We start from the raw sequence: 12,231 nt of genomic DNA, 5'->3' as shown, positions 1-12,231 counted from the left end.
CACCAAGCTGGCTGCTTCCTGTTTGAACTCAGGAGAAAAAGAACGTCGCTTTCTGGTCATCAGACACCTCGTTTATGGTGGCGATCTTACCACCTACGTTGGTGTCCGGAATCATTGAACCACTACAATCCACCAAAGGGTGCGTGCGCGGGCAATTCGTGATAAGTGTTGACCCACATCCGTCCAGTTTTAATTGCACGAGCTACTCGCAGGGCCCGATTGATGTCCTGAGTCCAGACGGCCCCGGCCAAGCCATAATCGGATTCATTCGCCAACGCGATAACATCAGCTTCATCCTCAAATGGCATAACCACCAACACTGGGCCGAAAATCTCTTCCTGAGCCACTGACATATCGTTTGATACATCCGTAATGATGGTCGGCGCGATAAAACTTCCGCGGCCCAGCGCCCCACCGGTCAAGCGCTTTCCACCGGTAAGAACATTGAGGCCTTCCTGCGACGCCAGGTCGACATACCCCAGAATCCTCGCCATCTGCTGTTCACTGACCTGGCTTCCCATTTGGGTTTGAGGATCCAAAGGATCTCCTACTCTGATTTGTTCAAAACGCTCTTTTAGCGCTCCAATGAATTTTTCAAAGATGGAGTGATGAACGAATAAACGGGCCCCTGCCTCACAGACCTCTCCCTGATTGAGAAGAATAGAGAGAGCAGCTCCTTCCAGGGCTTTCTCCAGGTTGGCATCGGGAAACACGATGTTGGCTGATTTACCGCCCAACTCAAGAGTGGCCGGGATCAGCTTTTCTGCCGCGGCCTTCGCCACGCGGTACCCAACCGCCGTCGATCCCGTAAAAGCAAGTTTATCCACGTCTGGGTGATCAAGAAGAGCTTGTCCCGCTTCTGCACCCTGACCGGTAACAATATTTACGACTCCTGGTGGCAGTACATCATTGAGAATTTCACCCAATGTAAGAAGGGTTATAGACGTCATCTCGGATGGCTTGATGACAACAGTATTGCCAGCTGCAAGCGCGGGCGCTAATTTCCAGGCTGCCATCAATAGCGGAAAGTTCCAGGGAATGATTTGGCCAACCACACCAACAGGTTCATTTAACACCAGGCTCAATGTGTTGTTATCGAGCTGCACAGCTTCATCGCTGTGAGAACGAATCACACCGGCAAAATACCGAAAATGATCAATCGCCAGGGGGACGTCAATCTGTCTGGTTTCTCGGACCGGCTTGCCATTGTCAAGCGTCTCAAGGATTGCAAACTCTTCTGCTCGCGCTTCGAGTCTGCTCGCAATTGCAAGCAACGCCTGTTGACGCTCCTGGGGAGATGTTTGACCCCAAACAGCCAGCGCTTTACGCGCTGATTTCACTGCAGCATCAACATCTTCTTTGTTGGCCATCGGTATGTTGGTCAACACGGCGCCTGTAGCCGGGTTAATCGAAGGAGAAGAACGTCCGGACAGACTTGTCACCCATCGCCCGCCAATGAACATCTTATAGTCGGCCTTTATTGACCGTTGAACTAGTTCGCTATTAGTACTATGACTCATGAAATGCTCTCACCTTATCGCTGCATAGGATCAACGCGTCACCCACAACAGACCGATGTCTAGATTCCAGGCCGCTGGGTGGCGAGTCATGACAAGAGCATGCTATGCGGATAAAATAACAAATAGAAACAGTATTTGTTGGTTAGAGATACAACTATGAGTGATATTAGCCGAGTCGACCTGAAGCAGCTGCGAGTGTTCAAAATTCTGTTAAAAGAGAGGAGTGTCACACGAGCCGCGAGTCAGATGGGCATGACCCAACAAGCCGTCAGCGCTCAGCTCAGCAAACTCAGAGATGCCTTTCAGGATCGACTGTTCATACGATCCGGACAAGGGGTCATACCCACGCCACTTGCTGAACAGCTAGAACCACGAGTTAACGCTGTTTTCGAGAGTATTGATCGTTTGATGGCGCCTGACGACTTCAATCCGACCACTGTGGAAGCGACCTACGTGATCTCAGCGACGGATTACGCTGTAGCGGTTGTATTGCCAAGACTGATGATGAAGTTACGAAAGCTGGCACCGGGATTGAAGTTAATCGTGCGAGATTTTGAAAGTGATCGACTCTATGCGTTACTGGCATCGGGAGACGTGGACCTCGCGCTGACTTTTCCGGCATTTGTTCCTGAAAGCTGTCAGACACAATGGCTTTTTTCAGAACACCATGTCTGCGTAACCCGAAAAGATTCTCCCTTGCTCGCCCGGCGACTTACGATAGGTGACGTTGCCGGTCTGCCCCAACTCATTGTCTCTCCGACACGAGCCAACCTGATCGGCTCAGCCGATGAGTGGTTTGCCAGTAATGGCTATAAACGCAATGTCGTTATGTCTGTCCCAAGCTTCTCTGCCGCACCGGTTTGCGTGGCATCAACCGACTGCATCGCATTCCTACCATCACGCATTTTGCCAAACCCACTGGTGAAAGAGATCGAGCTCGACCAATCGCCTCCGTGTTTCGATGTGATCGCAGCCTGGCATTCTCGTTCCAGTCAGGATCCGCTGCACAGTTGGATACTGACCCTTCTTCAGCAAGAGTTTCCGAATATCTAGACCAAAAAAAGCCGCCTCAACACCAGTGTGCTGGACGGCAAAGAGACAACGCTTCACATTGCCTAATGCTAACCGAGCCTCGGACGCAACATCACCCGATTAGCCGTCACGACAGCTCTCACCACTCAACAACGATCTTGCCAAAATGACCGCCACTTTGTTGAACGGCAAATGCCTCCGCTAATTGGTCCAGACGAAAGCTTTGATCTATCACCGGGCGCAGATCATTTTGCTGAAGAGCCGCAATATAGTCCTGTTGTTGCCGCCGATTACCGACAATCAAACCCTGAAGCCGGGCCTGCTTCGCCATGAGCAGCCCCGTAGGAACCTGGCCCTCACGACCGGTTAGAACACCTATAAGGGCTATGTGGCCGCCTACACAAACCGCCTGAAAAGACTGACTGAGAGTACCAGGCCCTCCTACTTCAACAACATGGTCAACGCCTCGACCCTCAGTTAATGAGAGAACCTCATGCCCCCAATCCGGACAACGTCGATAGTTAATGGTTTGATCCGCTCCGAGCTTTCTAGCCCTTGCGAGCTTTGCATCTGATGAAGAGGTCACAATGACCCTGGCCCCCATTGCTTTGGCAATTTGCAGAGCTGCGATTGAGACCCCGCCGGTTCCCAGCACCAAAACGCTTTGCCCAGCCTTCAAGTTGCCCTCTACAACCAAAGCGCGCCACGCTGTTAATCCCGCAGTAGTGATAGTCGCCGCTTCCGCATGACTCCACCCATTAGGAGCGTGAGTAAAATCAGTAGCTGCGCGAACCGCGTACTCTGCAGCAAAGCCATCGACGCCATCGCCCGGGGTTTCTGCAAAATTTCCAACTCTGTCGTAGGCTTGCCCGTCCTGCCACTGAGGGAAAAAACCGGAAACAACATGATCACCTATCTGGAACTCTGTGACGCCTTCACCGACAGCCTCAACAACGCCGGCCCCGTCTGACATTAAAACCCGACCGTCTTCCGTCGGGATACTACCATTCGCCACCAACAGGTCATGGTAATTCAGAGAGGTGGCACGTATTGCAACCCGTATCTGCCCCGGTCCCGGCTGCCCCGGGTCTGGAGTGTCTCTTACCTCCAGCGAATCAAGCCCACCTGGAGCACGAAGAGTGACTGTTTTCATAGCATTTTCTCCAAAAATAAGTAGACCGGTCGTATAGTTTCAGTTCAAAAAAAGTCAGGTTTGGCCCAGTAACACCTTGGTCGCTTCCAAAGCGGACTCCATCGGCTCCCGGTCACGGGTGATCTTGCCACGCAGACTGGCGCCTAACCAAAGCTGATAAAGAGTAGTAGCCGTTCCTCTGGGGTTAAGTGTGGCTGGCAGAGACCCATCCGAGATTCCTTCCTCGACGGTTTGCGCCAGTCTGGCAATAACCCGGCCAGTCTCTCTGGCTAATACGTTGCGCATGGCTTCCGATAAATCGCAAACTTCGGCTGCAAGCTTAACCGTTAAACACTTGCCTTTGGGGTCACACGTGGATTGCGTTTCTAACCAGGATTCCCAATAACTCAGAAGACGCTCAGCCCCCGACATGCCGGGGCGGGACAACAACGAATCCAGGGAACTCTGGTATTCAGAAAAATAGCTTTTCAGTAGCTCCTCACCAAAAGCCTCTTTAGACCCAAAGTAGTGATAGAAAGACCCTTTGGGAACACCAGAGGCTTTCAAAATTTCATTTAATCCGACAGCACTGAAGCCCTTACCACTGATGATGACTTCTGCCGTTTTAAGAACGTGCTTTCGCACATCGTGAGAAACTGTTTTTGATTCCATGGGGCGATTTTAGGCCGCACTAGACCAATTGTCTAGTTGTCAATAGGTCACACTTCACCAAGAGCCAGTTACTCTATCCAGCCTCTTTACCGCGACCCTGAATGGTCGCCTCTGAACTCAGCATTTGCCAGAATTAGACCAGTCGTCTATAGTGCAAAACATTAAGACATTTCACGCCCAGCCTCCGTAACTAGTGAAGCAATCTGGATACACCATAAACGGAAGGAAACTATGATTATTGTTCATCATCTAAATGACTCACGCTCGCAGAGGATTCTCTGGCTGCTCGAAGAGCTGGGCCTCGAATACGATATTAAACGCTACAAAAGAGACCCTGATACCCACTTGGCACCACAGGAATTATTCCAGATCCACGCATTGGGCAAATCTCCCGTCATTGAAGACCGGCAAACCATCATCCATGAATCTGGTGCGATTATTGACTACCTCCTCCGGCACTATGACGGGGCTAATCTGCAGCCGCCCCGCACCACCAAGGAATATGATCAATACGTGCAATGGCTGCACTATGCCGAAGGATCAGCAATGCTTCCGTTGCTCCTGAAAATTTACGTTGATCCTCTTGGCAACAATGGCGCCCCCCTACACCCGCGGATCAATAGCGAGTTGGACAACCATCTGGGCTTTATCGAAAACTCACTGAAAGGACAAAGCTATCTGGTGAACGATACGTTTAGTGCCGCCGACATTCAGATGAGCTTTATTGGTGAAGTTGCCAAGTCGTTTCAATTACTGAGCCAGCGCCCCAATCTGCAAGCCTGGCTTGAACGACTTCACTCCAGACCTGCTTATCAATCGGCTATTGCCAGGGGCGGCGTGTACAAGTTGGCGTAATGTTCTGATGCCTCGAGCACAAACGTTATTCCCGTTACCAGTTGAGAAAGGGCGGTCTTAAGGACCGCCCTGATCAATCAAACAGTCTTCCGGCAAACATGGCTCTGATCGATAGAATGCTTTGACTATGCAATCGCTTTGGAGGTGAGGCGACTGCATGGGGACTTGGTCATGATGTCATGCCAGCGCTCTTGAAGAAGCCTTTCAACGTGTGTTCGCAACCAGACAATACCGGGATCACGATCGTGCCGAGCATGCCAGATTAGATACAGGCTGGTGGGATCGACGCTGAAAGGAAGCTCACCCATCCACAACCCGTTCACAAAACCGCAATCCTGACTGATCAACTCGGGTACTGCCGCAATCAAGTCTGACGCTCGCAATATTTTCGGTACAATCGAAAAATGGTTTACCGTCGATGCTATACGCCTGCTATGTCCCTTCTGATCCAGATAACTATCGACGAACCCGTGCGCATCCCCAGACATTGTTACAAGCAGGTGACGGGCACTCAGAAACTCATCCATGGTAATGGGTCTTCCGGCAAGCGGGTGGTCTGCACGCATAGCGAGCAAATACCCACCTTCGAATAACCAAGTACTCCGTAGACTATGGTCGTGCTGAGTGAGAACACCTACAGCGAGATCAACATGAGCCTCCCTGAGATCATGGTGCGTTCCCTCCGGCGTGTACGGAACGGCATGGACGTCCACTGCCGGCGCCTCACGCTCAAGCAGTTCAATCAACTGAGGCCAGACCAACTCCACGAACATATCGGTTACTGCAATTCGAAACCTGCGTTTCGATGTTCCTGGATCAAACTGTGTCGCACTGACCGCGTTGGTGAGAGCAAACATAGGATCACTAACCTGATCCCAGAGACTCAAGGCATAGGAGGTTGGCTCGATGTTCCTGCCCTTGCGTACAAATAACGGATCATTCCAAATCTGACGCATTCTGGAAATTGCATTGGACACTGCCGGCTGTGTCATCGCGAGACGATCGGCCGCGCGAGTCACTGAACGCTCTGTCATGATGGCATCGAACACGTACAACAGTTGAAGTTCTTGGGTTTTCATCAGACTTTTCCCGAGATGCAAAAAGCCTCCCAAGCAGGAGGCTTGTGCTATGCACTTATAAGTTACCTTTAACAAAGGCTCTCAATTCACTCAAACTTCCGGCACCTGTTTTCTGTGCAATCACACCGCCCTCATTAAAAAGAGCAAGAGTCGGAATGCTCCGAATACGCATCTTGGCAGCAATCTCCGGACTCTCGTCCACGTTCACTTTGACGATGGTTAACTGATCGCCCAGCTCATCAGCAATTTCCTTCAGCATCGGCGTAACTGTTTTGCAGGGGCCGCACCACGGGGCCCAAAAATCCACCAAGACTGGCCGATCACTCTGGACCACGGATTGCTCAAAGTTCACGTCTGTTACGTGAATAATTTGACTCATTAGATAATCTCCTTGTTGGAAGCGTCTGATCGTAAGAATGTGAGCTTGGAACAATAAAAACTAATTGCGGGGCCATATAGATCCTATTTCTCAGGATGATGAGTGCCTTAACGCTTACAGGCGTTTACTAAAGACCAGGCCGCCCCAAGCGAGCGTGCGGTTCCCGGTACCGCTCTTAATCTCGGAGCTCTGCACTCGCAGTACGTAACTCAACTCTATACCAGCCAGGAAACCGTGGGTATAACCAGCCCAGACCTCTGCCAAAAGAATGTTCAAATCATCGGCATTCAGCTCATGCTCCGAATCCCGAAACTGTCCCTGCAAGAACGCGTTATAGGCGCGAGCTTTGACTGACATTCCGCCCCAAAAATAATTCTCCCGTCCACCAGGTACCGACACCCCGGGTGCGCGCTCACCGTAAGCCATCAATTCGGGGTTAAACCGGTTATCGGGTGATGAGATCAGACCGCCCCTGAAAACCAGGGCCGCGCCGAATTCAGTGAGGTACCCGGCTGAACCGAAATACGTCACTTTGAACTGCTGATTCGGCTGACTCGCATCCAGGTATTGATGGTATGCAGCGGAATACCGGAAAGTCAGCTCTCCGCCGTTGGAAATCTGGTGGCCCCAACCATTAGCACGGTCGCTACCGACGACCTTGTGAACCGCATTCTGGCCGGATTTGAAAACATCCAGCCCCAGCACGCCTACGGTCATCGATGTTGTCCAGCCCGATTTTGCGCTCAGTGCCTGATAGCTCTGGCTCGACGACAGGTAAACAAGACTGCTGTACGGGCGATCGTTCCGGTCAATGGCCGACTCTTTGATCTCCTCGGGCGTGAAGCCATAAACCCCAAACTCGAGCGCCGCGCTTTTTGGCTTTTCACCCTTGCCCGCCAGGTATGGCAGGACATACCCGTCCAGCCCCTGACTGAAACTCGAAACCGGGTTGTTTACGAATGCCTCTGAATTCGAGGAATAAGTAATGGCCACGCCAGCAGTGTAATCCCGATCTGTCTGCGCTGGAGCGAAGAGATCGTTATCCGTAGACAAAGCCATCACCGAGTCTGAGGACTCTGCATGCGCGGTAAATGCCAGCAGGGAGACCGCGAGCATCGGTACTAGAAAACGAGAATTCATAGCCAACTCCGAAAAGTGTGTCGGTAAAGTTGGCGCTATTTTTCGATTGACTGGCGCTGAGGACTAATCAAGCGTCGGTATTCAAAAAATCATCGATACTTATGGGTAAGTAGTTTTGCGTGCATTTTTGAGCTGATCTAGCTGTGCCCATCACCCAAATTGATGTATTGCATACCGTTTGGGAATTATTCGTTGTCTCTCTTCAACTCCATACTTCGCTCCATCTGATATCGGGTCCTTTGGCGACTCCGGTATGAGCATCAACCTATCGAACTTTGGAGATAACGTTATGCGTAAATTTGTATCGATCACCCTGGCTTCACTTTTTGCCGCCGCCGCCCTGCCCGCTAACGCCTCCTTGGCAGACCGTAAATCCGATGAGCCCCGCTCCGAGCCGGCTCAGCCGGCTCCTTATAGTGGCCAAACCGTAATTCGCGGTGAAATCCAGGATCGGGTTGCAAAGAGTGGCTTCTCTGAGCTATCCCCGTACAGCGGCCAGATAGTTATACGTGGCGAAGTACGCTCCGAAAGCCACGGCTGAACATAAAGAGTGTCATTTGTGTCTTGGCACCAGGGACGGTGCGTTTTTGGATCGATTTGCTTGGAATCTGCGGTTCTTCTCTTCAAGGCCCAAGCGGTATTGAAGATAGAGGCACGGCTCGGTCACGAAAAACTCTGACTGGCCATATCTATTCCCATCTTAAAGACAACGCGTTATCCCAATTGCAGGCTATGTGTGCCGATATCACCTTCATCATTCGACATACGCGCGGCAATTAAGGCAGGCCGTGAAAGGGAGCGGAATTACCAAACCGGTTACGGCTCATTCTTTTCGCCACGCTTTAACCACCGAGCTGCTGAAATCGGGAAGTGATATCCGAACGGTCCAGGAAATCCTCGGCCACGGCGATATTCGGACGACTGAAAGCCACACCCACATTATTGGCGATCGAAGAGCTGGTACAGCTAGTCCATTTGATCGTTTGCCGGGTTCTTGAGAAATGACCAAGCGTCCAACCAGTGCAGAAAGAGCCGAGGATATCTGAGGCGATCCGAATGTTCGCTTTTGTTTTTAACGAACCATCGGCAAGTCATCCCAACGAGTCGTATACGCCGGCGACAAATGCCCCCGTCGCATCGCATAGGCAGCAGGCCCGGCCTCCCTGGCCATGTAGACCGGAGCCTTGGCCTTTCGGTTAATGGCATCCATAACGGCCATCAGGCGTTCCGATCTGCCGTTGTCTGGTGCCTGCCCGGCAGCGGCTTGAAAGAGATCCTCTTGAACACCCGCTTCTTCCACCAACTCACACAGCATGACGCCGGCCTTGGCGTAATCAAATCCTTCGCGATACATCGGTCGCAGCAGATTCAGGGCCTGCTGCACAATAACCCGGCAGTCCTGGCTGGGCTGGATGAGCTTCACACTGGCACTGCGTGAATACTGCGGTGTTGTGGCTTTGAACGGGTTGGTTCGGATGAACACCATCAGCTCCCCGGCATACTGCTGACCTCCCCGAAGTTTCTCGGTCGCACGGGTCGCAAAGTGCGCAACGGCTTCCTCCAGGTCGCTCAGTTTCTGAAGGGGCTGACCAAACGATCGGGAACACATGATTTGCTTCTTTGGGGCCGGCACATCCTCCCACGTCACACAAGGCACGCCATTGAGCTCCCGGGCCGTGCGTTCCAACACGACAGAGAACTGCTTTCTGAGAGTCGCTAGATGGGTATCCGCTAACTGTAACGCCGTGACAATGCCCATGGCCTGAAGCCTGGCACTGAGTTTTCGCCCAACACCCCAAACTTCCTCAACCGGCACCCGAGCCATCAGTCGCTGTTGCCGGGCGGGGTCTGTGAGGTCTACCACGCCTCCCGTCGCCGTATACTTCTTCGCGGCAAAGTTAGCCAGCTTGGCCAGTGTTCGCGTGGGGGCAATGCCCACACAGACGGGCAAGCCGACGTTCTGATACACGGTGTTCTTGACCTCTCGACCAAAATCCTCGAAGGATACCACCCGGTCAATGCCGGTGAGGTCCAGAAAGGCTTCATCAATGGAATAGACATCCACCCGTGGTGCCAAGGCTTCGAGTGTGTTCATAACCCGTCGGCTCATGTCGCCATAGAGGGTGTAGTTGGAGGAGAACACCTGGATGCCATACCGGTTAATTTCCGTTTTGACGTGATGAACCGGCACGCCCATCTTGATCCCCAGTGCCTTGGCTTCTTTCGAGCGGGCGACCACGCAGCCGTCGTTGTTGGATAGCACGACCACCGGCGTATTGCGCAGATCCGGACGGAACAGCTTCTCGCAGGAGGCGTAGAAATTATTGCAGTCCACCAGCGCGAAGACGGCCTGATCCCGGTCAACCGATGCCATCCCTACCCTCCCCGCTTCATTGACCGGATGACGTTGGTCACTACCCCAAACACTTCCATCACCATGTCACCCTCGACCGTGATGGGCTGGTAGGCGGGATTCCGAGGAAGGAGGCGCGCGGGTGGCGGCGTCAGATGCAATTGCTTCACCGTCATCTCGGTTTCCAGGCTGGCGATGATGATGTCTCCATGTCCGGCCCTCAGTGACCGGTCCACCACCAGAACATCGCCGGGATAGATGCCCGCCTCAGTCATAGACTCACCCTGAACCCTAACGAAGAAGGTGGCAGCAGGGTGCTGAATACACAGCTCGTTCAGATCAATGGTCATCTCAATGTAGTCTTCTGCCGGCGATGGGAAGCCAGCCGAGACCCTCTCCAGAAACATCGGGATGTTCAGGCGTGAGACGGATTCGTAGTCACCAAGCAGAATACAGGACATGCTTTACACCGAATACTGGTTGAATATACAGCATTTTGGCGAGACAATATCAGCAGGTCAACCCATCATTGGGCACCATGCCCTATACTCAGAAGAGTGCAGCTGCCAGGAAGGCGGGAGGAGTCTGTATGAAAAGCGTAATACTGATGTTTATTGGCGGCTTGGTGGGCGGCCTGATCGGGCCGGTGACTGCGCTGGTGGGTGTGGCAGCCGGCTATGTGATTGGTCGCGCTCTGACGCATTCGGTTGCCCCGAAACCGAGGGAGAAACCCTCAGCTTGCCGTTAGCCCATCCCTTATTAGCTTTAATTCTTCACAACGGGATAACAGGCATTGCCCCAAAGCGTCTCGGGGTGATCCATCATAATTGTCAGAATGATGGGAACCAGTTTGCTCATCAGACCAACGCAGTCACGAATTTGGTCGCGATTCACCTTGCTACCCCAAGTAGCACCGCCATGTATCAACTGGTTTCGCAGTGTGTAAATTCGGCTAAGCGCAACGCCCAGCACCGTCGCGGTATCCTCGGAACCCAAGGCTGATTGGGCAGCGACTTTTGCCCTGGCAAACTGATCCTGCCACTCATCCTCGCTGAGTTTTCCGTTTTGATAATCCCAGAACGGCTGAAACACAAAACGATTACCGAGCAGCACCCGAATACTTCGGGGGAATTCTGTCCAGGTCAGTCCATCCAGCTGTTTATCCGCATCAAGATCGGATAACTTCTTTAAAAATCCACGGAAGGCTGTTTTCTCCGTCGTCCGGTATTCTTCGTTGATCTCTGTCGCATAGGCCGCGTTGAAAGCAATCCACAGAAAGATGAACTGGCTGTCTGGATCGTCAAGTTGCTCTGCTCGCTGTAACCAGCTCAGAGACCTGTGAACTCGCAGACTTAGATTAGAGGGATAGCCTGCTCGTTCGTTGCGGTGACGCTTCTTGAGAATGTCATAGTTCATGGTTTCGGTTCGTCCTTTATCCAATCGTGGTTTTAATCCTTCACATGCTCTCGAATCAGCCTCAAAGCTTGCTCCATGTGCTCAAACCGGTGACTGCCGCCCTCAAAGCTATGAACCGGAAAATAATCCCCAAGCAGCCTAACGGTGTCCTTCCACGGAAGCAGTTCATCCCCCTTATCCAGCAAAATAAGCCCGCTGCCATATTGGGTGAAAGGGTAATAGCTTGAAACTACTTCGTCTGTCAGTTGATAGACCTGCCCCTGATGATCTACACCCTGCCCTATCCAGGGCCTGAGAGTGTGACCAGGATCCGCCACCGGATTGATGGCAACAAACGGAATGCCGGATTCGGCTCCCAGAATGCCCGCCAGCCATCCCCCCATCGAGGTTCCAACCAGAAGGTCCGGGTTCACTTGCATCAGCTTGTCCAAGCTCTCTTCAATAACGTCTTCCGAACCTTGGGTGTAGTCAATGTCGTGACCATACACCGGGCCCAGCTTGGCGAGGGTTTTGAGTTTTTCACTGGTAGTATCAAACTGGCTGGCGAAGCCGTGAAGATAATAGGTCTTCAGCATATCTTTCACTCAGGGCGTTTTTCAGACCTTATCACCGTTGGGCAGGAAATACCTGTCTGTTCAACTGAGCATTTTCGG

At 52.3% G+C, this 12,231-nt stretch carries 15 protein-coding genes; 5 read left to right on the top strand and 10 right to left on the bottom strand.

Annotated elements, in window-relative coordinates; genetic code table 11:
* Nucleotides 1-122: 122 nt before the first annotated feature.
* Complete coding sequence (locus LWH94_RS16650) at nt 123-1,463, bottom strand: aldehyde dehydrogenase family protein (RefSeq protein WP_269802644.1); 1,341 nt, start codon at nt 1,461-1,463, stop codon at nt 123-125.
* A 213-nt stretch (nt 1,464-1,676) separates the two neighbouring features.
* On the opposite strand from LWH94_RS16650, the gene LWH94_RS16645 reads away from it, so the two are divergent.
* Entirely contained in the window at nt 1,677-2,573 is an 897-nt protein-coding gene (locus LWH94_RS16645; protein WP_232902956.1) for a LysR family transcriptional regulator, read from the top strand.
* A 118-nt stretch (nt 2,574-2,691) separates the two neighbouring features.
* On the opposite strand, the gene LWH94_RS16640 is transcribed toward LWH94_RS16645, so the two are convergent.
* Both LWH94_RS16640 and LWH94_RS16635 read right to left on the bottom strand, forming a co-directional pair.
* Nucleotides 2,692-3,705, bottom strand: coding sequence for a zinc-dependent alcohol dehydrogenase family protein (locus LWH94_RS16640; RefSeq protein WP_232902955.1), 1,014 nt, complete (start codon nt 3,703-3,705; stop codon nt 2,692-2,694).
* Nucleotides 3,706-3,759: 54 nt separating this feature from the next.
* Nucleotides 3,760-4,356, bottom strand: coding sequence for a TetR/AcrR family transcriptional regulator (locus LWH94_RS16635; protein WP_110651750.1), 597 nt, complete (start codon nt 4,354-4,356; stop codon nt 3,760-3,762).
* A gap of 231 nt (nt 4,357-4,587) precedes the next feature.
* On the opposite strand from LWH94_RS16635, the gene LWH94_RS16630 reads away from it, so the two are divergent.
* Nucleotides 4,588-5,211 (top strand): glutathione S-transferase, encoded by a 624-nt coding sequence (locus tag LWH94_RS16630; protein ID WP_224851315.1) that lies wholly within the window; start codon nt 4,588-4,590, stop codon nt 5,209-5,211.
* 125 nt (nt 5,212-5,336) lie between these two features.
* Here LWH94_RS16630 and LWH94_RS16625 read toward each other — a convergent pair whose 3' ends face one another.
* The 3 genes from LWH94_RS16625 to LWH94_RS16615 form a co-directional block, all read right to left on the bottom strand.
* Nucleotides 5,337-6,290: a LysR family transcriptional regulator gene (locus LWH94_RS16625; protein ID WP_232902954.1), complete on the bottom strand. Its 954-nt coding sequence runs from the start codon at nt 6,288-6,290 to the stop codon at nt 5,337-5,339.
* Between the two features lie 55 nt (nt 6,291-6,345).
* Entirely contained in the window at nt 6,346-6,669 is a 324-nt protein-coding gene (gene trxA / locus LWH94_RS16620) for a thioredoxin (protein WP_199007200.1), read from the bottom strand.
* Between the two features lie 114 nt (nt 6,670-6,783).
* Entirely contained in the window at nt 6,784-7,809 is a 1,026-nt protein-coding gene (locus LWH94_RS16615) for a lipid A deacylase LpxR family protein (RefSeq protein WP_232902953.1), read from the bottom strand.
* Nucleotides 7,810-8,098: 289 nt separating this feature from the next.
* On the opposite strand from LWH94_RS16615, the gene LWH94_RS16610 reads away from it, so the two are divergent.
* Together LWH94_RS16610 and LWH94_RS16605 are read left to right on the top strand one after the other, a co-directional pair.
* Nucleotides 8,099-8,350: a hypothetical protein gene (locus LWH94_RS16610; protein WP_232902952.1), complete on the top strand. Its 252-nt coding sequence runs from the start codon at nt 8,099-8,101 to the stop codon at nt 8,348-8,350.
* Between the two features lie 193 nt (nt 8,351-8,543).
* Nucleotides 8,544-8,807 (top strand): tyrosine-type recombinase/integrase, encoded by a 264-nt coding sequence (locus LWH94_RS16605; protein WP_226610443.1) that lies wholly within the window; start codon nt 8,544-8,546, stop codon nt 8,805-8,807.
* Nucleotides 8,808-8,881: 74 nt separating this feature from the next.
* Here LWH94_RS16605 and umuC read toward each other — a convergent pair whose 3' ends face one another.
* Entirely contained in the window at nt 8,882-10,183 is a 1,302-nt protein-coding gene (gene umuC / locus LWH94_RS16600; RefSeq protein WP_232902950.1) for a translesion error-prone DNA polymerase V subunit UmuC, read from the bottom strand.
* Between the two features lie 2 nt (nt 10,184-10,185).
* Nucleotides 10,186-10,623: a translesion error-prone DNA polymerase V autoproteolytic subunit gene (umuD, locus tag LWH94_RS16595; RefSeq protein WP_232902949.1), complete on the bottom strand. Its 438-nt coding sequence runs from the start codon at nt 10,621-10,623 to the stop codon at nt 10,186-10,188.
* Nucleotides 10,624-10,751: 128 nt separating this feature from the next.
* Between umuD and LWH94_RS16590 the strand changes: the two genes are divergently transcribed.
* Entirely contained in the window at nt 10,752-10,910 is a 159-nt protein-coding gene (locus tag LWH94_RS16590; protein WP_232902948.1) for a hypothetical protein, read from the top strand.
* A gap of 17 nt (nt 10,911-10,927) precedes the next feature.
* Here LWH94_RS16590 and LWH94_RS16585 read toward each other — a convergent pair whose 3' ends face one another.
* Together LWH94_RS16585 and LWH94_RS16580 are read right to left on the bottom strand one after the other, a co-directional pair.
* Nucleotides 10,928-11,578, bottom strand: a complete 651-nt coding sequence (locus LWH94_RS16585; RefSeq protein WP_232902947.1) for a HEPN domain-containing protein — start codon at nt 11,576-11,578, stop codon at nt 10,928-10,930.
* A gap of 32 nt (nt 11,579-11,610) precedes the next feature.
* Nucleotides 11,611-12,153, bottom strand: a complete 543-nt coding sequence (locus LWH94_RS16580) for a YqiA/YcfP family alpha/beta fold hydrolase (protein WP_232902946.1) — start codon at nt 12,151-12,153, stop codon at nt 11,611-11,613.
* Between the last annotated feature and the right edge of the window lie 78 nt (nt 12,154-12,231).

The sequence above is a fragment of the Marinobacter sp. G11 genome (assembly GCF_021282325.1).
Classification (GTDB): domain Bacteria; phylum Pseudomonadota; class Gammaproteobacteria; order Pseudomonadales; family Oleiphilaceae; genus Marinobacter; species Marinobacter vinifirmus.
Note: the sequence above shows the minus strand (reverse complement) of the source record. Positions and strands in the feature narration are given on the sequence as shown.

Excerpts from the sequence above, each read along its gene's own strand:
- LWH94_RS16650 (WP_269802644.1), bottom strand. The coding sequence starts at position 1,463 with ATGTTCATTGGCGGGCGATGGGTGACAAGTCTGTCCGGACGTTCTTCT.
- LWH94_RS16645 (WP_232902956.1), top strand. The coding sequence starts at position 1,677 with ATGAGTGATATTAGCCGAGTCGACCTGAAGCAGCTGCGAGTGTTCAAA.
- LWH94_RS16640 (WP_232902955.1), bottom strand. The coding sequence starts at position 3,705 with ATGAAAACAGTCACTCTTCGTGCTCCAGGTGGGCTTGATTCGCTGGAG.
- LWH94_RS16635 (WP_110651750.1), bottom strand. The coding sequence starts at position 4,356 with ATGGAATCAAAAACAGTTTCTCACGATGTGCGAAAGCACGTTCTTAAA.
- LWH94_RS16630 (WP_224851315.1), top strand. The coding sequence starts at position 4,588 with ATGATTATTGTTCATCATCTAAATGACTCACGCTCGCAGAGGATTCTC.
- LWH94_RS16625 (WP_232902954.1), bottom strand. The coding sequence starts at position 6,290 with ATGAAAACCCAAGAACTTCAACTGTTGTACGTGTTCGATGCCATCATG.
- trxA (WP_199007200.1), bottom strand. The coding sequence starts at position 6,669 with ATGAGTCAAATTATTCACGTAACAGACGTGAACTTTGAGCAATCCGTG.
- LWH94_RS16615 (WP_232902953.1), bottom strand. The coding sequence starts at position 7,809 with ATGAATTCTCGTTTTCTAGTACCGATGCTCGCGGTCTCCCTGCTGGCA.
- LWH94_RS16610 (WP_232902952.1), top strand. The coding sequence starts at position 8,099 with ATGCGTAAATTTGTATCGATCACCCTGGCTTCACTTTTTGCCGCCGCC.
- umuC (WP_232902950.1), bottom strand. The coding sequence starts at position 10,183 with ATGGCATCGGTTGACCGGGATCAGGCCGTCTTCGCGCTGGTGGACTGC.
- umuD (WP_232902949.1), bottom strand. The coding sequence starts at position 10,623 with ATGTCCTGTATTCTGCTTGGTGACTACGAATCCGTCTCACGCCTGAAC.
- LWH94_RS16590 (WP_232902948.1), top strand. The coding sequence starts at position 10,752 with ATGAAAAGCGTAATACTGATGTTTATTGGCGGCTTGGTGGGCGGCCTG.
- LWH94_RS16585 (WP_232902947.1), bottom strand. The coding sequence starts at position 11,578 with ATGAACTATGACATTCTCAAGAAGCGTCACCGCAACGAACGAGCAGGC.
- LWH94_RS16580 (WP_232902946.1), bottom strand. The coding sequence starts at position 12,153 with ATGCTGAAGACCTATTATCTTCACGGCTTCGCCAGCCAGTTTGATACT.